Origin of the sequence: Ralstonia sp. GX3-BWBA (genome assembly GCF_003290055.1) — a bacterium.
In the GTDB taxonomy this organism is placed as follows: Bacteria; Pseudomonadota; Gammaproteobacteria; order Burkholderiales; family Burkholderiaceae; genus Ralstonia; species Ralstonia holmesii.
The window spans coordinates 223,523-242,375 of record NZ_QMKS01000009.1 but is presented as its reverse complement, the minus strand read 5'-3'; the positions used below and the strand labels follow the sequence as shown (position 1 = coordinate 242,375).

Annotated in this window: 16 protein-coding genes; 11 read left to right on the top strand and 5 right to left on the bottom strand. The window is 63.3% G+C overall.

Annotation, left to right across the window (positions count from 1 at the left end):
* Positions 1-15: 15 nt before the first annotated feature.
* Positions 16-975, bottom strand: coding sequence for a transaldolase (gene tal / locus DOD19_RS08620; RefSeq protein ID WP_024975951.1), 960 nt, complete (start codon positions 973-975; stop codon positions 16-18).
* Between the two features lie 149 nt (positions 976-1,124).
* On the opposite strand from tal, the gene rpiA reads away from it, so the two are divergent.
* The gene (gene rpiA / locus DOD19_RS08615; protein ID WP_024975950.1) at positions 1,125-1,811 is read left to right on the top strand and encodes a ribose-5-phosphate isomerase RpiA; all 687 of its coding nucleotides are present in this window, start codon (positions 1,125-1,127) and stop codon (positions 1,809-1,811) included.
* 138 nt (positions 1,812-1,949) lie between these two features.
* Here rpiA and DOD19_RS08610 read toward each other — a convergent pair whose 3' ends face one another.
* Together DOD19_RS08610 and argA are read right to left on the bottom strand one after the other, a co-directional pair.
* Complete coding sequence (locus tag DOD19_RS08610) at positions 1,950-2,225, bottom strand: oxidative damage protection protein (protein WP_004626344.1); 276 nt, start codon at positions 2,223-2,225, stop codon at positions 1,950-1,952.
* A gap of 107 nt (positions 2,226-2,332) precedes the next feature.
* Positions 2,333-3,730 (bottom strand): amino-acid N-acetyltransferase, encoded by a 1,398-nt coding sequence (gene argA / locus DOD19_RS08605; protein ID WP_024975949.1) that lies wholly within the window; start codon positions 3,728-3,730, stop codon positions 2,333-2,335.
* A gap of 71 nt (positions 3,731-3,801) precedes the next feature.
* Between argA and hrpA the strand changes: the two genes are divergently transcribed.
* From hrpA to DOD19_RS08575, 6 genes are all read left to right on the top strand, one after another.
* The gene (gene hrpA, locus DOD19_RS08600) at positions 3,802-7,794 is read left to right on the top strand and encodes an ATP-dependent RNA helicase HrpA (protein ID WP_112185123.1); all 3,993 of its coding nucleotides are present in this window, start codon (positions 3,802-3,804) and stop codon (positions 7,792-7,794) included.
* 115 nt (positions 7,795-7,909) lie between these two features.
* Complete coding sequence (locus DOD19_RS08595; protein WP_024975947.1) at positions 7,910-8,905, top strand: YncE family protein; 996 nt, start codon at positions 7,910-7,912, stop codon at positions 8,903-8,905.
* Positions 8,906-8,916: 11 nt separating this feature from the next.
* Positions 8,917-9,747 (top strand): polysaccharide deacetylase family protein, encoded by an 831-nt coding sequence (locus DOD19_RS08590; RefSeq protein ID WP_112185121.1) that lies wholly within the window; start codon positions 8,917-8,919, stop codon positions 9,745-9,747.
* A 1-nt stretch (position 9,748) separates the two neighbouring features.
* On the top strand, positions 9,749-10,723 hold the full coding sequence (locus DOD19_RS08585; RefSeq protein WP_024975945.1) for a sterol desaturase family protein: 975 nt from the start codon (positions 9,749-9,751) through the stop codon (positions 10,721-10,723).
* A 77-nt stretch (positions 10,724-10,800) separates the two neighbouring features.
* Positions 10,801-11,658 carry an EI24 domain-containing protein gene (locus DOD19_RS08580; protein WP_112185119.1) on the top strand — a complete coding sequence of 286 codons (858 nt, stop codon included), beginning with the start codon at positions 10,801-10,803 and terminating at the stop codon, positions 11,656-11,658.
* Between the two features lie 21 nt (positions 11,659-11,679).
* On the top strand, positions 11,680-12,498 hold the full coding sequence (locus tag DOD19_RS08575) for a competence/damage-inducible protein A (RefSeq protein ID WP_112185117.1): 819 nt from the start codon (positions 11,680-11,682) through the stop codon (positions 12,496-12,498).
* 16 nt (positions 12,499-12,514) lie between these two features.
* Here the strand turns inward: DOD19_RS08575 and DOD19_RS08570 are convergent, their stop codons facing one another.
* A complete protein-coding gene (locus DOD19_RS08570; RefSeq protein WP_024975942.1) occupies positions 12,515-12,991 on the bottom strand; it encodes a rhodanese-like domain-containing protein in 477 nt (158 codons plus the stop codon).
* 470 nt (positions 12,992-13,461) lie between these two features.
* Between DOD19_RS08570 and DOD19_RS08565 the strand changes: the two genes are divergently transcribed.
* From DOD19_RS08565 to ntrC, 4 genes are all read left to right on the top strand, one after another.
* Positions 13,462-14,877, top strand: a complete 1,416-nt coding sequence (locus DOD19_RS08565; protein WP_024975941.1) for a 3-hydroxylaminophenol mutase — start codon at positions 13,462-13,464, stop codon at positions 14,875-14,877.
* Between the two features lie 158 nt (positions 14,878-15,035).
* Positions 15,036-15,560, top strand: coding sequence for a hypothetical protein (locus tag DOD19_RS08560; RefSeq protein ID WP_024975940.1), 525 nt, complete (start codon positions 15,036-15,038; stop codon positions 15,558-15,560).
* Between the two features lie 7 nt (positions 15,561-15,567).
* Positions 15,568-16,770, top strand: a complete 1,203-nt coding sequence (gene glnL, locus DOD19_RS08555) for a nitrogen regulation protein NR(II) (RefSeq protein WP_112185115.1) — start codon at positions 15,568-15,570, stop codon at positions 16,768-16,770.
* A 70-nt stretch (positions 16,771-16,840) separates the two neighbouring features.
* Positions 16,841-18,349 carry a nitrogen regulation protein NR(I) gene (ntrC, locus tag DOD19_RS08550; RefSeq protein ID WP_024975938.1) on the top strand — a complete coding sequence of 503 codons (1,509 nt, stop codon included), beginning with the start codon at positions 16,841-16,843 and terminating at the stop codon, positions 18,347-18,349.
* 115 nt (positions 18,350-18,464) lie between these two features.
* Here ntrC and DOD19_RS08545 read toward each other — a convergent pair whose 3' ends face one another.
* The gene (locus DOD19_RS08545; protein WP_024975937.1) at positions 18,465-18,794 is read right to left on the bottom strand and encodes a hypothetical protein; all 330 of its coding nucleotides are present in this window, start codon (positions 18,792-18,794) and stop codon (positions 18,465-18,467) included.
* Positions 18,795-18,853 lie beyond the last annotated feature (59 nt).

Here is an 18,853-nt window from a genome sequence, read left to right as displayed (position 1 = left end):
GGCGCGGCGTTCTTCTTACGCTGCCACGCGCAGCGGCTCAATCAACGCTTCCAACTTGACTGCGTCCGCCGCAAACAGGCGGATGCCTTCGGCCAGCTTTTCGGTGGCCATGGCATCGGCGTTCATGTGCCAGCGGAACGATTTCTCGTCGGCCGGCAGGCGCACGATGTTGGCGGCGTTGGCATTGTCCGCAGAGAGCTTGCGTTCGACCGGCGCGTCGGACTGCTGCAACTGGGCGAGCAGATCCGGGCTGATGGTCAGGAGGTCGCAGCCAGCGAGTTCAACGATCTGCGAGATGTTGCGGAAGCTCGCGCCCATCACTTCGGTCGGGTAGTCGAACTTCTTGTAGTAGTTGTAGATGCGCAGGACGGACTGCACGCCCGGGTCGTTCGCCCCGCCTTGCGCGACAGGGTCCCAGTTGGCGCCGGCATCTTTCTTGTACCAGTCATAGATGCGGCCGACAAAGGGCGAGATGAGCTGCACGCCCGCTTCCGCACAAGCCACCGCCTGGGCCAGCGAAAACAGCAGCGTCATGTTGCAGCGGATGCCTTCGGCGCGGAGCTGATCCGCCGCGCGGATGCCTTCCCACGTCGACGCGATCTTGATCAGCACGCGCTCGCGCGCCACGCCCCGTGCTTCGTACAACGCAATCAGATGCTTGGCCTTGGCGACCGTCGCCTCGGTGTCGAACGACAGGCGCGCATCGACTTCGGTCGACACACGGCCCGGGATGATCGACAGGATCTCGCAGCCGAATGCCACGAGCACGGCATCGATGATGTCTTCCACACTGTCGCTGCGGGCGTCGCGCACGGCTTGTTCCAGCAGCGGGCGATATTCAGCCTTCTGCACGGCTTTGAGGATCAGCGACGGATTGGTCGTTGCATCGTGCGGCGCGTAGGCGCGCATGGCCTGGAAATCGCCTGTGTCGGCGACGACGGTGGTGAACTGCTTGAGTTGATCGAGCTGAGTCATGAAGCGAGTCCGAAGTACGTTCCAACGTTGCGCTGGAGGTGGAAAGGTGAATCGATTGTACTCCGCGGGTTTGGCTCCGCCAGCCGGCCGAGAGCCACCGCATTGATCCGGTACACTACCGGGTTTTCCGATCCGACCGAGTTTTTGCGATGACGCAGGATGAACTGAAGGCGCTGGTGGCGCAGGCCGCAGCAGATTACGTATTGGCCAACGTGCCTGAGGGCGCAGTTCTGGGTGTTGGCACCGGCTCGACGGCCAACCTGTTCATCGACGCGATGGCGCCGCACAAGGCGCGCTTTGCTGGCGCGGTGTCCAGCTCGGAGGCGTCAACGCGTCGGCTGCAGGGCCACGGCTTCACGGTGCTCGATTTGAACGAAGTCGATGCCATTCCCGTCTACGTGGACGGCGCTGACGAAATCGACGCCTCGGGCGCCATGATCAAGGGCGGCGGCGGTGCGCTCACGCGCGAAAAGATCGTTGCGTCGGTTGCCAGCGTGTTCGTCTGCATTGCTGACGGCAGCAAGCTCGTTGAGACGATGGGTGCATTCCCGTTGCCGGTGGAAGTGGTGCCCATGGCACGTGCCGCCGTGGCCCGCCAGCTCGCTGCGCTGGGCGGCCAGCCGCGTCTGCGCATGACCAAGGAAGGCCAGATCTACAAGACCGATAACGGCAACGTGATCATCGATGTGGTGGGCCTGCGTATTGCCGATCCGAAGGGCCTCGAATCGATCGTCAACGATATTCCGGGCGTGGTGACGGTCGGCCTGTTTGCAAAGCGCGGTGCCAACGTGCTGCTGCTGGGTACCGAAGCGGGTGTGCAGCGCCGCGATTTTTGATCGCTGTTCGCTTATTGGAAAGCTGCTCATGCAAATGGGCAGCTTTTTTTGTGCTTGCTGCAGTACTTTGAATTGGGGTTGCCCAAACAAAAAAGCCGTTCAGTTTGCGCTGAACGGCTTTGTTTTTGTCGCGGCAGATCAGGCCGAGGGCGGCGGCACGTAGCCGGCAGCCTCGTCTGCGCCGTCGCCAAAGAAGTACTTCTCGGTCTGCTTGAGCAGGTACTGGCGTGCGCGCGAATCGGCCATGTTCAAGCGGTTTTCGTTGATGAGCATGGTCTGGTGCTTGAGCCAGCCGGCCCAGGCTTCCTTCGAGACGCTTTGCCAGAGTTTCTTGCCCAGTTCGCCGGGCAGGGGCGGGAAGTCGAGACCTTCGGCTTCCTTGTTGAGCTTGACGCAGTGGACCATGCGGGCCATGGGGATTCCTCTTGTGTGGCGGGAGCGCCGCTCAAGCGCGACGCAGGTGCCGCTATTGTAAAGGCCGCGCGCCGCCGGGCTAGGATTCCACGACGCGCGCCAAGGGTTTAGAGCTTCTTCATCAGCACCATCGATCGCCGCTGCCAGTTGTAGAGCTTGCGGCGGTCTTCCGGCAGGTCGTCCACGCTGGCACGCACGAAACCGCGCTTGAGGAACCAGTGTTCCGTCCGCGTGGTGAGCACAAACAGGCGCTTGAGGCCCAGCGCACGGGCGCGCACTTCGGTGTGCTTGAGCAGGCGCTCGCCGTCGCCGGTACCTTGGCTGTCTGGAGAGACGATCAGGCAGGCCATTTCGGCCATGCCGTCCTTCGGGTACGGATACAGCGCCACGCAGCCGAAGATGATGCCGTCGTGCTCGATGACGGAGAAGTTGGCGATGTCGCGTTCCAGCAGACGGCGTTCGCGCGGCACCAGCGTGCCGTCGGCTTCCAGCGGCTCGATGAGTGAGACGATGCCGCCCACGTCGTCCAGCGTGGCCTCGCGCAGGTATTCCAGATCGGTGTGCGACACCATGGTGCCCACGCCATCGTGCAGGAACAGCTCCAGCAGGATGCTGCCGTCCAGCGCGAACGGGATTACGTGCGCCCGGCGCACGCCGCCGCGCATCGCCTTGACGATGTGCTGCAGGTAATAGGCGGTGTCGTGTGACAGGCTGCCGTCGCGCAGGCGTTCGATGGCAGTTTCCATCGACAGATCCTGCTGCAGCTTGCCCACGCGGTCCATGATGCCGGGCAGCTCCGTGATGAAGATGAGCTTGTCGGCTTTAAGCGCCGTGGCGGTGTTGGCTGCCACATCTTCCATCGACAGGTTGAACGCCTGGCCCGTCGGCGAAAAGCCCAGCGGCGAGAGCAGCACGATCTTGCGGTTGGACAGGGAGTGCTGGATCGACTCCGCATCGATCTTGCGCACCAGCCCCGTGTGCTGGAAGTCCACGCCGTTGACGATGCCCACCGGCCGCGCCGTCACGAAGTTGCCGGACACCACCGACATGCGCGCGCCGGCCATCGGTGTGTTGGGCAGGCCCTGGCTGAAGGCCGCTTCGATGTCCAGACGCAGTTCGCCGGAGGCTTCCTTGGCGGATTCCAGCGCGGCGGCGTCCGTCACGCGTACGCCATCCACGAACTGGGTTTTCACGTTGCGCAGGGCAAGCTGTTCCTCCACCTGCGGGCGCGAGCCGTGCACCAGCACGATGCGCATCCCCATCGCATGCAACAGCGCGACGTCGTTGACGAGTGCGCCCAGCATGCCGGCCTGGACCAGCTCGCCGCCAAAGCCGATCACGAAGGTCTTGTCGCGGAAGGAGTGAATGTAAGGCGCCACCTCGCGCAGCCAGTCCACGAACTGCTGCTGTTCGGGCGTGGGCGGAATCGGGGCGACATCAACAGGGGCGGGCGTGTGCGCCGCCAGCGAAACGCCGGAGGCGGGGGCGGAGGAGCGAGCGGTCACGGACGGAGGAGGAAAAGCGGCACGGGGCGCGGGCCGGCGTAGGAAAGATGCGCGGATTATAATCCCGCCCGATGTCAGATTCCCACGCCCAGCCGCCCCGGCCATGCCCGGCGGCGCCTTCCCCGAAATCGCCGAAAGACACGCCGCCGCCCGAGCGCAAGCCCGAAGGCAATGGTCGTCCGCAGCGCCGCCCAAAGCCCACGCCGGAAGAACTCGCCGCGGCGCTGGAGGCGCGCCGCGCACGGGCCAACCGCGTCCCGCCGATCACGTTTCCCGAAGCGCTGCCCGTGTCGGCCCGGCGCGACGAGATCGCCCAGGCCATCGCCGCCAACCAGGTGGTGATCGTCTCGGGCGAGACCGGCTCGGGCAAGACCACGCAGTTGCCGAAGATCTGCCTGTCGATCGGGCGAGGCATTGGCGCAGGCGGCACCGGGCTGATCGGCCATACGCAGCCACGCCGGATTGCAGCAACGTCTACTGCCAAGCGCATCGCGCAGGAAATCGGCACGCCGGTGGGCGAGCACGTGGGCTTTCAGGTGCGCTTCAACGACACGCTGTCGGCTGGTGCGTCGGTCAAGCTGATGACCGACGGCATTTTGCTGGCTGAGACGCAGAACGATCCGCTGCTGCGCGCCTACGACACGATCATCATCGACGAGGCGCACGAACGCAGCCTCAACATCGATTTCCTGATCGGCTATCTCAAACAGCTTCTGCCGCGCCGGCCCGACCTGAAGGTGATCATTACCTCGGCGACCATCGATGCGCAGCGGTTTGCCGAGCACTTCGCGGGCCCCAAGGGACCAGCGCCCGTTATCGAGGTCAGCGGCCGGTTGTATCCGGTCGAGGTGCGCTACCGCCCGATTCAGCGCGACGACAAGGACAAGGAGCGCGATCTCTACGAAGCGCTCGTCGATGCGGTGGATGAGCTTGCCCGCGAAGGCTCGGGCGACGTGCTGATCTTCCTGCCGGGCGAGCGCGAGATTCGCGAGGCGGCCGAGGCGCTGCGCAAGCACCATCCAGCGCATACCGAGATCCTGCCGCTGTTTGCGCGGCTGTCGGTGCAGGAGCAGGAGCGTGTGTTCCGGCCGTCCAACGCGCGGCGCCTCGTGCTGGCGACGAACGTGGCCGAGACCTCGCTGACGGTGCCGGGTATTCGCTACGTGGTCGATACGGGGCTGGCGCGCGTCAAGCGCTATTCGTATCGCAACAAGGTCGAGCAACTGCAGATCGAACCGGTGTCGCAAGCCGCGGCCAACCAGCGTGCCGGTCGATGCGGCCGGGTGGCCGATGGCGTTTGCATCCGCTTGTATGAAGAAGCGGATTTCATTGCGCGGCCGCGTTTTACCGATCCGGAAATCCTGCGTTCGTCGCTGGCCGCCGTCATTTTGCGTATGAAGGCGCTGCGGCTGACGGACGTCGAACAGTTTCCCTTCATCGAGCCGCCGCTGGGCCGTGCGATTGCCGACGGCTACCAACTCCTGCAAGAACTCGGTGCCGTCGACGATGAAAACGCGCTGACCCCGCTGGGCAAGCAGGTCGCCCGGCTGCCGCTGGACCCGCGTGTGGCGCGGATGATTCTGGCTGGCCGCGACTATCAGTGCCTGCGCGAGATGCTGATCATCGCGAGCGCCTTGTCCGTGCAAGACCCACGGGAGCGCCCGCAAGAACTGCAGCAGCAGGCGGATCAAGCGCATCGCCAGTTCGCCGATGAGAAGTCGGAGTTCCTGGGCTGGGTGAAGCTGTGGAAGTGGTTTGAAGAGGCCGTCGCGCACAAGAAATCGAACAAGCAGCTGCAAGACCAGTGCCGCACGCATTTCCTGTCGCATGTGCGGCTGCGTGAGTGGCGCGACGTGCATTCGCAACTGCACACCACGGTGGCGGAGCAGGGCTGGAAGCTCAATGACTCCGATCCGACCTATGAGCAGTTGCACCTGGCGCTGCTGACGGGCTTGCTCGGCAACATCGGTGTGCGCATCGAGGAGGCGGATGGAAAAGGCCGGGAATACCTCGGCGCGCGCGGCATCAAGTTCTTCCTGTGGCCGGGTTCGGTCATTGCGCGCAAGGCGGGCAAGTGGGTCGTTGGTGGCGAGCTGATCGAAACCAGCCGCCTGTTCGGCCGCACGCTGGCACGCATCGAGCCGGAATGGGTGGAGAAGGTCGGGGCGCACCTGTTGAAGGTGTCGTGGAGCGATCCGCATTGGGAAAAGAAGGCCGGGCAGGTGATGGCCTTCGAGCGTGGCACGCTGTACGGCCTGCCGATCTATCAGCAGCGCCGCGTGCACTTCGGGCCGATGCAGCCGAAGGAAGCGCGCGAGATGTTCATCCGTCGTGCACTGGTCGATGGCGAATTCGAAACGCGCCTGCCGTTCTTCACGCACAACCAGCGCCTGGTGCGTGAGATCGAAAACCTCGAGCACAAGTCACGTCGGCAAGACGTGCTGGTGGACGACGAGCTGATCTACGCCTTCTACGACAGCCAGATTCCGACGGACATCTACAACACTGTCTCGTTCGAGCGCTGGTATGCCGAAGCCGCCAACGCAAGCGGCAAGAGTGGCCAGAAGCTCCTGTACCTGAATCGCGATGACCTGATGCGGCACGAAGCGGCCGGCATCACGACCGACCTATTCCCGAAGGTGCTGCCGATTGCCGGCATCGACATGGGGCTGACGTACCACTTCGAGCCCGGCAGCCCGCGTGACGGCGTAACGCTCACGGTGCCGCTGTACGCGCTCAACCAGGTGCCCGCGCAACGCACCGAATGGCTGGTGCCGGGCATGCTCAAGGAGAAGGTGCATCTGCTCCTGAAAAGCCTGCCGCAAAAGCTGCGCCGCCATTGCGTGCCGCTGCCGGACTACGCGGCCGGATTCGTCTCGCGCGTGCGGTTGGGGGATGGCGAGCTGCTCGACCGCTTGATCGCCGACGTGCGCGAGCAGACCGGCATTGCGCTCAAGCGCGCCGACTTCAAACTCGAAACGCTGCCCGCGCATCACTTCATGAATTTCAAAGTGATCGACGAGCACGGCCGCCAGCTCGACATGGGCCGCAATCTGGCCCAGTTGCGCGCGGAACTGGGCGGACGCGCGCAGCAGACATTCCAGTCGATCGCCGCGCAGGACGCTGCCGTGGCTGGAGCACAGAACGAGGGCGCCAAGCCCGGCAAGTCAGGCAAGTCTGAAGCTCCGGCAAACGCCGCGCTGTACTCGGGCCTGACCACCTGGAATTTCGGCGAGCTGCCGGAGCTGCTGGAAGTTCGCAAAGGCAGCCAGACGCTGTTCGGCTATCCCGCACTCGTCGATGCGGGTGACCACTGCGATGTGGAGGTCTTCGATGATCCGGCGGAAGCCACGCGCATCCATCGCCTGGGCTTGCGGCGTTTGTTCGCAATCCAGCTGCGCGAGCCTTTGAAGTATCTGGAAAAGAACATCCCGGGCCTGTCGCAGATGGCAATCCAGTTCATGAACCTGGGCACGCAGGATGATCTGCGCGACCAGATCCTGGATGCCACGCTGGAGCGCGCCTGCCTGCAAGACCCGCTGCCGACCGATGACGCCAGCTTCGGTGCCCGCAAGGACGAAAGCCGCGCGCGCCTGACGTTGCTGGCGCAGGAGATCGCGCGGCTGGTGGGCGCCATCCTGGCCGAATATGCGCAACTGCCGCGCAAGCTGCAGATTGCCAAGCCGTTTGCCGCCGCCACCGCCGATATCGACGCGCAGCTCAAGACGCTGATGCACAAGCGCTTTATCGAGGCGACGCCGTACGCGCAGTTGACGCACTTTCCGCGTTACCTGAAGGGCATCGCGCTACGCATCGACAAGCTCAAGGCTGACCCGACGCGTGACACCCAGCGCATGCAGGAGATGGCGCCGCTCGTCCAGCAATACCAACGCGCGGAAAAGGCCCTGCGCGTGCAAGGGCAGGGCGGCAATGATCCACGCATGGAGGAATTCCGCTGGATGCTGGAGGAGTTGCGCATCGCCCTGTTTGCGCAGGAGTTGCGCACGCCGGTGCCGATGTCGGTCAAGCGGCTTCAGAAGGTGTGGGAATCAATGCAGCGATAGCTGCAATGCATTGTTGGGAGCGCGGAAAGTTCCCGTTTTCTTTTTTTGATTTGTGTCAGCGACGGCGTAAATGCGAGCGTTAAAATGGTTGGCTAAGTTGCTGAATCTTCTCGATATGTCTGCCTTGCGCGCCTCGTTTGCCTCCCGTTGGTTTTCCACGCTTGTTCTGTCGGCCGCTGCTTTGATGGCAGCGCATGCGGCGCGTGCCGAAGTCGTCACCGTGCTCAACTCGGGCGACGCAAGCGTCTCTTTGATCGACAAGGACACCCGCAAGGTGCTGGAGACGTTCCCCATCGGCAAGGAGCCGCACCACCTGATTGCCACGCCGGACGAAAAATCGTTGATCGTCGCCAACGCGGTCGGCAACGAACTGGTGTTCCTCGATCCCGTGACCGGCAAGATTCAGCAGCGTGTGCCGCGCATCGACGATCCTTATCAGATCGGCTTCTCGCCGGACCAGAAGTGGTTCCTGACCACCGGCAACCGGCTGGACCGCATTGATATTTACCGCTGGGACGGTCACGCGCTGACCATCGCCAAGCAGGTGCCTGCGGCCAAGACGCCCAGCCACATTGCTTTTACCGCTGACAGCAAGATCGCGTTCATCACCCTGCAGGATTCCAACGAGGTGATGGCCATCGACCTGCCCACGCAGACCGTGATGTGGCGTATGACCATTGGCTCCGCACCGGCCGGGGTGTGGGTCACGACCGATCAGAAATACCTGCTGGTTGGCATGACCGGCGCCGATTACGTCGAAGTGATCGACTGGCACAACCGCACCAGCGTCAAGCGCATCCCGACCGGCAAGGGCGCGCACAACTTCCGCGCGCTCGGCGACAAGCGCCACTTGTTCCTGTCGAACCGCGTGTCGGGCACGATCAGCATCATCGATCAGCAAACGCTGACCAAGGTGGGCGACATCACTGGCCTGCCGCCTGGCCCCGACGACATGGAATTGACCGCCGACGGCAAGCAGCTTTGGGTGACCTGCCGCTGGGCCAAACGCGTGGCGATCGTCGACGTGGCAAGCCGCAAGGTCGTGGAAGAGATCAAGGTCGGGCGCTCTCCGCACGGCATTTACTTCCGCACGCGTGCTCCACTGATTTGAGCATCACTACCATGAAATCCGGCCTGTCGATGTTACGTACGGCCGCTGCCATGGCGGCGCTGGGGCTGTGCGCGTTGGCCACGGCTGCGCCCGGTGGTGTGAATGCCGGTGCGTGCAAGGGCACCGTCTACCTGACGTTCGACACCGGTAGCATGAGCCAGGCGCAGTTGATTGCCGACACGCTGCGCCGCCATCGCATCCACGCTACGTTCTTCCTCGCCAACGAGAAGACCATCCACGGCGACAGCACGCTGGATGACGGCTGGGCTCCATATTGGAAATCACTCGCTGCCGACGGCCACGCCTTCGGTACGCACACCTTCGATCATGTCTACTACAAAGGCGAGGCGGGTGCGGGCAAGGTCCGCTTCCGCCCGCAGTTTGGCGAGCAGGGCGGCCGCAACGTCGTGTGGAGCGAGCCTGAATTCTGTGCGGAACTGAAACACAGCGCCGAGCGCTTCAAAGCCATGACTGGTCAGCCGATGGACCCGCTGTGGCGCGCGCCGGGCGGTCACCTTTCGGCGACGACCGAGGCCTGGGCCAAGCAATGCGGGTTTGCCCACGTCGCGTGGGCGCCTGCCGGTTTCCTGGGCGATGAGTTGCCGTCCGAGCGCTATCCGAACGACGCGTTGCTACAGAAGGCCCTGTCCAACTTGCGCGATGGCGACATCACCATGGCGCATCTGGGCATCTGGTCGCGCAAGGATCCGTGGGCACCAGCGGATCTGGAGCCGCTGATCACCGGCCTGGAGCACAAGGGTTTCTGCTTCGCCACGCTGCGCGATCATCCGCAGTACCAAGCCTGGTTTGCCGCTCACCCGGCACACGCGGCGGCCCGCTGACATGTTCGACTGGATCGCCGACACCTTCACGCAAGCGCAGGACGTACTGTTTCAGCACGTCGTGATGCCGATCACTTACGCGGTCGGCCTGGGTGGTTACGTCGAAGATGCCTACCCCGGCACTGAATGGCTGCTGATGGGGCTGGTGCAGATTGCAGTGCTGCTGTTGATCTTCCGCCCGCTGGAGCGCTGGCGCCCGGTGGAACCGGTACAAGACCGCAAGGCTGTGCGTGCCGACATTTTCTACACGCTGTTCCACCGCCTGGGATTCTTTCCGCTGCTGCTGTTCTTCACGCTGCAGCCGCTGATCGACCACCTCGACGGCAAGCTGCGGTTCTGGGGCTGGGCGCATCTGAATGTGGAAGACTGGTGGCCGGGCGTCACGTCAGTTTCCGTTGTCAGCTTTTTGATTTATCTGGTGTTGTTCGACTTGCTCGACTACTGGTATCACCGTTTTTCACACAAGTTCCACTGGTGGTGGAACCTGCATTCGCTGCATCACAGCCAGCAGCAGATGACGCTCTGGTCCGATGACCGCAACCACATCCTCGACGATGTGCTGCGCGGCGCGGTGTTTGCCGTCGCAGCGCTGGTCATTGGGGTGGAACCCTCGCAGTATGTGCTGCTGGTCGCCATTTCGCAGTTGCTGCAAAGCTTGCAGCACGCCAACGTGCGGCTGCATTTCGGCTGGCTCGGCGACCGGCTGCTGATCTCGCCGCGCTTTCATCGGCTGCATCACGCCATTGGGCTGGGGCACGAGGTGCCGGGCAAGCCTGGCGTGCTGGGCGGCTGCAATTTTGGCGTGCTGTTCCCCTGGTGGGACATGCTGTTCGGCACCGCCATCTTCTCGCCGGAGTACCACGTCACCGGCATCCGCGATCAACTTCCCGCACCGCAAGGGCGCTCGCGCGACTACGGGCGCGGCGTGCTGCGTCAGCAGTGGCTCGGCCTCAAGCGCCTGTTCGGCCGGGCATAAAGCTCTCGCGCGGCGGCGCCTGCGTCATTTCTGCACGCTGTGCTAGGCTGTTCGCTCCCTGATTTCCCGATTTCTGCATGAACGACCTGATTCGCTCATTTGGCCGCGCGCTGCTCTCGCAACTGCATCCGCGCATGCTGTTCCTGACGGTGCTGCCTTTCGTCGTGGCCGTGGTGGTCTGGGGCGGAGTGCTGTATTTCGGCTGGGATGCCATGAACGGCATGGCCCGCAACGCCGTGGAAGGCTGGGCCTTCATGGGCTGGATCAAGAGCGGCCTCAACGCCATCGGCATGGCCGGGTTGTGGTCGGCCATTGCGCCGTTGCTGGTGATCACCTTGCTGGTGCCGGTGATTGTCGTGTCGATTCTCGTGCTGGTGAGCGTGGCGTCGGTGCCGGTGGTCATGCGTTTTCTTGATCGCAGCTATCCGCAGCTTGAGCGTCGCAAGGGCGGCACGGTGCTGGGCAGTCTGATGCATGCGCTGCTATGCACGCTGGTGGTCATTCTGGTGGCGATCGTCACGCTGCCGTTGTGGCTGATCCCCCCGTTTTTTGCACTGATTCCCCCATTGCTGTGGGGTTGGCTCACGTACCGTTTGATGACGTACGACGCGTTGGCTGACCACGCAACGGCCGAAGAGCGCCGCGCGATCATGCAGCGCTACCGGCTGCCGCTCCTTGGCATTGGCGTGGCGGTGGGCATGCTGGGCTCGGCGCCAACGCTGCTGTGGGTGTCGTCGGTGGTGACAATTGTGCTGTTCCCGATTATCGCCATCGCCGTCATCTGGCTGTACGTCCTGATCTTCATTTTCTCGGCACTGTGGTTCGGCCATTTCTGCTTGCGCGCGCTTACACGCCTTCGCGCTGAAGCGCCGCCTGCGCGCATGGTCGAGGCCAGCGAGATCGAAGTCACTACCATTGAATTGCCTCGCGAATAATCAGAAACCATCGGAACTGACATGGCTTTCGGCATGATCATCATTGGCGACGAGATTCTCTCCGGTCGCCGCGAAGACAAACACCTGCGCAAGCTGATCGAAGTGCTCGGCGAGCGCGGCCTGGCGTTGGAGTGGGCGGAATACGTCGGCGATCAACCCGCGCGCATCACCAGCGTCCTCAAGCGTACCTTCGCCACCGACGACGTGGTGTTCTGCACTGGCGGTATCGGCGCGACGCCCGATGACCACACACGCCAATGCGCAGCTGCTGCGCTGGGCGTGCCGCTGGAGCTGCATCCGGAAGCGCGCGAGCAGATCACGTTGCGCATTTCCGAGTCGGCCAACGGTGACCCGGTCAAGGCGGATGTCTCCACGCCCGAAAACCAGCACCGCTTCAAGATGGGCGAGTTTCCGCAGGGCGCACGCATCATCCCGAACAGCTACAACCGCATCCCCGGTTTCTCGGTGGCGCATCACCATTTCATGCCGGGTTTTCCGGTGATGGCGTGGCCGATGATGGAGTGGGTGCTCGACACTTATTACGCCGATCAATTTCACCGCGCGCCGCGCGAAGAGCGCTCGTTCCTGGTGTTCGGCTTGCCGGAGTCGCGGCTCACACCGCTGATGGAGCGCGTCGAAGCCGAGTTCGATGGCGTGAAGGTCTTCAGCCTGCCCAGCGTGGGCGATGCCGCGCGCGGCGAGCGCTATGCCCGCTCGCACATCGACCTGGGCGTAAAGGGCTCACCGGAGGCTGTGACGCGCGCCTATGCGGTGCTGCGAGAGGGCGCGCTGGCGCTTGGCGGCGAGATCTTCGAGGCGGACGCCCCCGCGGCGTCCTGACGTTCAGCAGCGTGCCTCAGGCGCCGTGCCAGGGCAGGCCCCGGAAGCACCAGCCTTCCACGGTCTTGCGATGGCCCTCGGTGTCTTTGGCGCCCTCAAAACCTTCGAGCACATCCATCGCTGCCGCATAGCCCGCCTGCGCGGCCGCCACTGCAGCATGCTTGGAGCGCGCGGCGCTACGGCATAGGAACAACACCGGCACATCCTTCGGCACGGCGGCTTCCAGCGCGCTCAGGAAGTTGGCGTTGCGCACGCCGCCCGGGTACTGATTCCACTCCACATGCACGAACTGACTTGGGGAGATGTCCGGCGTGCCCACCCAATCGAGTTCGGCACGCGTGCGCACGTCCACGAGTCGCGCTTGCGGGTCGGCGGCCAACAATGCGGCAGCCTCTTGCGGCGACAGTGCGCCGAAGTAAGGCAGCTGATCTGCCTCGCGGCGGGCGGCGGCGGCCTCGAGCAGGGACTCGCGGGTGAGCGTGGTGGCAGTCATGGCGATTGAGCGTGTGAAATGGGAAACAATCATTTTAGCGCTGCCGTCACATGGGTCGGGCGGAAATCCCCGAAACGGTGCGCGTAGTGCTTATATGCACTGAAACGGTGCTGATGAGGTTTTTGTGCACCTTTCGCGTGCGTTGACTATGCTGCCTGAACAGCCTCGGGCCTCTCTACGGGGGATTCGGCGGGGCGCGGTTCGGCCGGACCGCCGGGTGCGCGCACCGTGTCAGACATGGGTTGGCGCGGCACTGCACTGTTTGCGGGAGTGCTTGCCCATTGTCGGCCCGGAATTGGCATAGTTTCTGCTAAGATTCCCGCGGTCTTTTTCGGGGGCGTCCGTTTGTCGGACGACCTTGCTGGAAAGAAGATGTTTCGGAGTGAAAGCGGAGTTGCAGCCGATGCGCAGCGATCCGTCACACAACCGGCTCACAATACTTTGCGTTATTGCGCTACCAGGAGAATGGCATGTCCCAAAGCATTGCAGACGTGATGAAGCTCGTGAAGGAAAACGACGTGAAGTTCGTCGATTTCCGCTTCACAGATACCAAGGGTAAGGAGCAGCACGTCTCGGTCCCCGTTTCGCACTTCGACGAAGACAAGTTCGAAAGCGGTCACGCATTCGACGGCTCGTCGATCGCCGGCTGGAAGGGCATCGAAGCGTCGGACATGCTGCTGGTGCCGGATGCAAACACCGCACACGTCGACCCTTTCTACGAAGAGCCGACCCTGGTTCTGACCTGCGACGTGGTCGAGCCGTCGGACGGCAAGGGCTACGATCGCGACCCGCGCTCGATCGCCAAGCGCGCTGAAGCCTACCTGAAGAGCACCGGCCTGGGCGACACCGCCTACTTCGGTCCGGAACCCGAGTTCTTCATCTTCGACGGCGTGACCTGGAACATCGACATGCAGGGTTGCTTCGTGAAGATCCAGTCCGAAGAAGCTCCGTGGTCGTCGGGCAAGGACTTCGAACACGGCAACTCGGGCCACCGTCCGGGCAAGAAGGGCGGTTACTTCCCGGTTGCCCCGATCGACACGTTCCAAGACATGCGCTCGGAAATGTGCCTGATCCTGGAATCGCTGGGCATTCCGGTTGAAGTGCACCACCACGAAGTGGCAGGCCAAGGCCAGAACGAAATCGGCACGAGGTTCAGCACGCTGGTGCAGCGCGCCGACTGGACCCAACTGCAAAAGTACGTGATCCAGAACGTCGCACACACCTACGGCAAGACCGCCACGTTCATGCCGAAGCCGGTCGTGGGCGACAACGGTTCGGGCATGCACGTGCACCAATCCGTGTGGAAGGACGGCCAGAACCTGTTCGCAGGCAACGGCTATGCTGGCCTGTCGGAATTCGCGCTGTACTACATCGGCGGCATCATCAAGCACGCTCGTGCGTTGAACGCCCTCACCAACCCGGGCACGAACTCGTACAAGCGTCTGGTGCCGGGCTTTGAAGCTCCGGTCAAGCTGGCTTACTCGGCTCGCAACCGTTCGGCTTCGATCCGTATTCCGTACGTTGCGAACCCGAAGGGCCGTCGTATCGAAACGCGCTTCCCGGATCCGCTGATGAACCCGTACCTGGGCTTCTCGGCTCTGTTGATGGCCGGTCTGGATGGCGTGCAGAACAAGATCCACCCGGGCGAAGCCGCCGACAAGAACCTGTACGACCTGCCGCCGGAAGAAGATGCAAAGATCCCGACCGTGTGCTCGAGCCTGGATCAGGCCCTCGAGTACCTGGACAAGGATCGCGAATTCCTGACCCGCGGTGGTGTGTTCTCCAACGCCATGCTGGACGCCTACATCGAACTGAAGATGGAAGAAGTCACGCGCTTCCGCATGACGACGCACCCGCTCGAGTTCGAGATGTACTACTCGCTGTAATCTGCGAGCGCCCCGAGCGATATGTCGGGGCGAAGAGACGGTTGTGAAAGGAGGGGCGGCGCAGGTCGCCCTTCCTTTTTATGAAGCGGAGTTTTGTGGCTAGAATGAGCGTCCGCCGGACTCCGGCGCCCGATCGACGTATCCGCCAGGTTCCATTCATGTTCCGTCCTTCCCCACGCATCGCATCCGGACTGCTTGCCGCCGCCGCGGCGGTGTTTGCCACGCTGTCCGTGCAGGCACCCGCGTACGCTGATGATGTCTATCTGTGCACCGGCCCGAACGGCGTGCCGGAGTACCGCAACAGCGGCAATGTGAAAGGCTGCAAGAAGTTGACGCTGCCAGATGTGGTAACCGTCCCCGGCACGCGCAGCCCGCGCAGTGCAGGAGCGGCACCCGCACCGGCGCAAAACAATGCAGGTGGTGGTTTCCCCCGCGTGGACAACGCCACGCAGAAGGCACGTGACGGCGAGCGCCGCCAGGTGCTGGAGGCCGAGCTGGCAGACGAGGAGCGCAAGCTCCAGGCGTTGAAGGCCGAATACAACAACGGTCAGCCTGAGCGTCAGGGCAACGAACGTAACTATCAGAAGTATCTGGACCGCACCGCGCAGTTGAAGGGCGACATCGAGCGCAGCCAGGCCAATGTCGATTCCATCCGCCGGGAGCTGGGCAATCTCAAGGACTAGATAAACCATGCGTCGACTGATCCGCAAAGCGGCACGCCGCGATGAACAGGAACAGACGACGCCACCCGCGCCGTCAGCCTCCGCCGTCGGGCTGGAGGTCTCTGTAGGCGAGCCCATCGACGGGCCGCCGCCGATTCCGTTTTCCCATGGTGCACCGCCATCGTTCCCCGGGCTCGACGCGGTGCCCAATCCCATTCTGTTCGTCCGCCATCCGGCGCTGACGATCTTCTACGCCAATCCCGCCGCTGAAGCCGCACTGGCCGTGTCCCGCCGCCAGTTGGTCGAGATGTCGCTGTACGAGCTGTTTGCCGATCCGTCGGAGCTGGCCGAGATGATCGCCACCGTGGCAGCTCGCCAGTTCGACGCCAAGCGGCGTGACGTGTCGCTCGACCGGGTGGGCCATGAGCCGCTGCATGCGCATGCCGTCGTGGGCGCGCTCGACTTTGCGCCGGGCTCGGTGCTGCTTGAGCTTCTGCCCAATGAGCAGAAGATCCGCAGCGAGCGTGAAGAGCGTCTGCTCGACCTGACCTCCGCCAACAAAGAACTGATCCGCAACCTTGCGCACGAGATCAAGAACCCGTTGGGCGGCATTCGCGGCGCCGCGCAGTTGCTGGAGTTTGAGCTGCCGGAGCGCTCGCTGCGCGAGTACACGCAGGTGATCATCAAAGAATCCGACCGGTTGCAGACGCTGGTCGACCGCCTGCTGGAACCGCACCGGCATCCACATATCGTTGGCGATGTGAACATCCACGAGGTGCTGGAGCGTGTGCGCTCGGTGGTGCTGGCGGAGTTTCCGCAGGGTTTGCGGATCGTGCGCGACTACGACGCGAGCCTGCCGGAGTTTCGAGGCGACAAGGAGCAGCTCATCCAGGCCGTGCTCAACATCGTTCACAACGCGGCGCATGCGCTGGGCCCTCGCATTGCACAGGGCGATGGCGAGATCATTCTGCGCACACGCGTCGCACGCAAAGTTACGATTGCAAAACGTCTTTACAAGCTGGCATTGGACTTGCATGTAGTGGACAACGGTCCTGGTATCCCGGACGACATCCGCGAGCGAATCTTCTTCCCGCTGGTGTCCGGAAGGGAGGGGGGAAGTGGGCTGGGCCTGACACTCGCGCAGACGTTCGTGCAGCAGCACGATGGTCTGATCGAATGCGAGAGCAGGCCGGGTCAAACGGATTTCCGCATTCTCGTGCCGCTGCACTGAAGCGTCGCAGCTTCAACAACGCAGCGCGAGACGGCCCAGGCGAGACGAAGTCAAGCAGACGAACCAACACATGAAGCCAATCTGGATAGTCGACGACGATCAATCCATCCGCTGGGTCCTTGAGAAGGCGCTGGCGCGTGAGAGCCTGCTCTCGCGCAGCTTTACCAACGTGCGCGACGCGCTCAATGCGCTCGACGAAGAAACGCCGCAAGTTCTGATCTCAGACGTCCGCATGCCGGGCGGCTCGGGGCTGGATCTGCTGCAGGCCATCAAGGCCAAGCACCCGGGGCTGCCGGTCATCATCATGACCGCGTATTCGGACCTGGACAGCGCTGTGGCGGCGTTCCAGGGCGGCGCGTTTGAATACCTGGCCAAGCCGTTCGACGTGGATCGCGCGGTCGAGCTGATCCGCCGAGCGCTGGAAGAGAGCCTGCGCGAGGAGGAAATCGACGACCGCCTGAGCGACGCGCCTGAGATTCTCGGGCAGGCGCCGGCCATGCAGGACGTGTTCCGCGCGATTGGGCGGTTGTCGCAGTCCAACGTGACGGTGCTGATCACCGGCGAATCCGGCACGGGTAAAGAGCTGGTGGCCCGGGCGCTGCATAAGCACAGCCCGCGTGCGAGCGGTCCCTTTATCGCGCTGAATACGGCGGCGATTCCGAAAGATCTGCTGGAATCCGAACTATTCGGTCACGAGCGTGGCGCCTTCACGGGCGCGCAGACCATGCGCCGCGGGCGCTTCGAGCAAGCCGAGGGCGGCACGCTGTTCCTCGATGAAATCGGCGACATGCCGTTCGATCTGCAGACGCGGTTGCTGCGCGTGCTGTCGGACGGACACTTCTATCGCGTGGGCGGTCACAACCCGCTCAAGGCCAACGTGCGCGTCATTGCGGCCACGCACCAGAATCTTGAAACGCGCGTCAAGGACGGCTTGTTCCGCGAGGACTTGTTTCACCGCCTGAACGTAATCCGTCTGCGCTTGCCGGCGCTGCGCGAACGCCCGGAAGACATCACGCTGCTGGCGCGCCATTTCCTGCAGAAGAGCGCCAAGGAGCTGGGCGTGGAGCCCAAGCGCATGTCGGACGATGCGCTGGCGCATATCGCCACGCTGCCGTTCCCGGGCAACGTGCGGCAACTGGAAAACCTCTGCAACTGGCTGACCGTGATGGCGCCGGCGCAGACCATTGAAAGCAAGGATCTGCCCGCCGATCTGGTGCGAGGCAACGCGCAGATGCTGCCTGCCATGGGCGATGCCCAGGCGCGCCCGGCCTTCATCGGCGAGCCCTCGCATGGTGGCGAACCGTACGGTGTTACGCCGTCGGTCGATGCGTTGCTTTCGACGACTTCAGTGGGCGCATCCATCGCCGCAGGCTGGGAGCGTGCGCTCGCCGGCGAGGCCAAGGCCATGCTCGAAGCGGGCCAACCTGACGTGATGGACGCGCTTACGCGTCGCTTCGAGAAGGCAATTCTGGAGGCTGCGCTTGGTGTCACGCGCGGGCGCCGTGTCGAGGCGGCAACGCGCCTGGGTATCGGCCGAAACACCATCACGCGCAAATTGCAGGAGCTTGGCTTCGACTGACGTGGTGTCAGCAAGGCCAGTCCACCGAATATCGTCGAGCTTGGCGATTGGGATTGGGCGGATTTCCGGTAAGGGAGTCCGCCCTTTTTTTGTGTGCCGCGAATGCGTATCGCGCTTAGTGCAGCTTGTGCTTCAGCTGCGACAGTTCTTCGTGTGCGCGCATCACGGCAGATTCCACGGAGTGGTCCACCTTGCCGGTGGCGTTTTGGCAGGCCATCTTCGCGCGGTCGGAGCAGGCTTCGAGCTTGTCGATGGCCTCGACGAAGGTCTGTTGGTCTTCTGCACCTTCCAGGCGCGAGTGGCACTGGCGGGCTTGGTCGTCCAGTTGCTGGATCGATTGCTTCAGCGAGTCAGGCACGTCCTTGTGCGAGGCGCAGGTCCGGGCCAGTTCGGCGATGGTGCTTTCCGCATGTTCAAAACGCTGGCGCAGTTTCTCTGTTTGCATGGAGGGCTCCTGTCGGTTGCGTAAAAAAGGGCGTTGGCACCGCATGCACCGTTATGAGG

Coding starts and splice junctions, on each gene's coding strand:
- ntrC (WP_024975938.1), top strand. CDS start 16,841: ATGAAGCCAATCTGGATAGTCGACGACGATCAATCCATCCGCTGGGTC.
- DOD19_RS08545 (WP_024975937.1), bottom strand. CDS start 18,794: ATGCAAACAGAGAAACTGCGCCAGCGTTTTGAACATGCGGAAAGCACC.
- hrpA (WP_112185123.1), top strand. CDS start 3,802: ATGTCAGATTCCCACGCCCAGCCGCCCCGGCCATGCCCGGCGGCGCCT.
- DOD19_RS08590 (WP_112185121.1), top strand. CDS start 8,917: ATGAAATCCGGCCTGTCGATGTTACGTACGGCCGCTGCCATGGCGGCG.
- rpiA (WP_024975950.1), top strand. CDS start 1,125: ATGACGCAGGATGAACTGAAGGCGCTGGTGGCGCAGGCCGCAGCAGAT.
- DOD19_RS08565 (WP_024975941.1), top strand. CDS start 13,462: ATGTCCCAAAGCATTGCAGACGTGATGAAGCTCGTGAAGGAAAACGAC.
- DOD19_RS08610 (WP_004626344.1), bottom strand. CDS start 2,225: ATGGCCCGCATGGTCCACTGCGTCAAGCTCAACAAGGAAGCCGAAGGT.
- DOD19_RS08585 (WP_024975945.1), top strand. CDS start 9,749: ATGTTCGACTGGATCGCCGACACCTTCACGCAAGCGCAGGACGTACTG.
- DOD19_RS08595 (WP_024975947.1), top strand. CDS start 7,910: ATGTCTGCCTTGCGCGCCTCGTTTGCCTCCCGTTGGTTTTCCACGCTT.
- glnL (WP_112185115.1), top strand. CDS start 15,568: ATGCGTCGACTGATCCGCAAAGCGGCACGCCGCGATGAACAGGAACAG.
- DOD19_RS08580 (WP_112185119.1), top strand. CDS start 10,801: ATGAACGACCTGATTCGCTCATTTGGCCGCGCGCTGCTCTCGCAACTG.
- DOD19_RS08570 (WP_024975942.1), bottom strand. CDS start 12,991: ATGACTGCCACCACGCTCACCCGCGAGTCCCTGCTCGAGGCCGCCGCC.
- DOD19_RS08575 (WP_112185117.1), top strand. CDS start 11,680: ATGGCTTTCGGCATGATCATCATTGGCGACGAGATTCTCTCCGGTCGC.
- tal (WP_024975951.1), bottom strand. CDS start 975: ATGACTCAGCTCGATCAACTCAAGCAGTTCACCACCGTCGTCGCCGAC.
- DOD19_RS08560 (WP_024975940.1), top strand. CDS start 15,036: ATGTTCCGTCCTTCCCCACGCATCGCATCCGGACTGCTTGCCGCCGCC.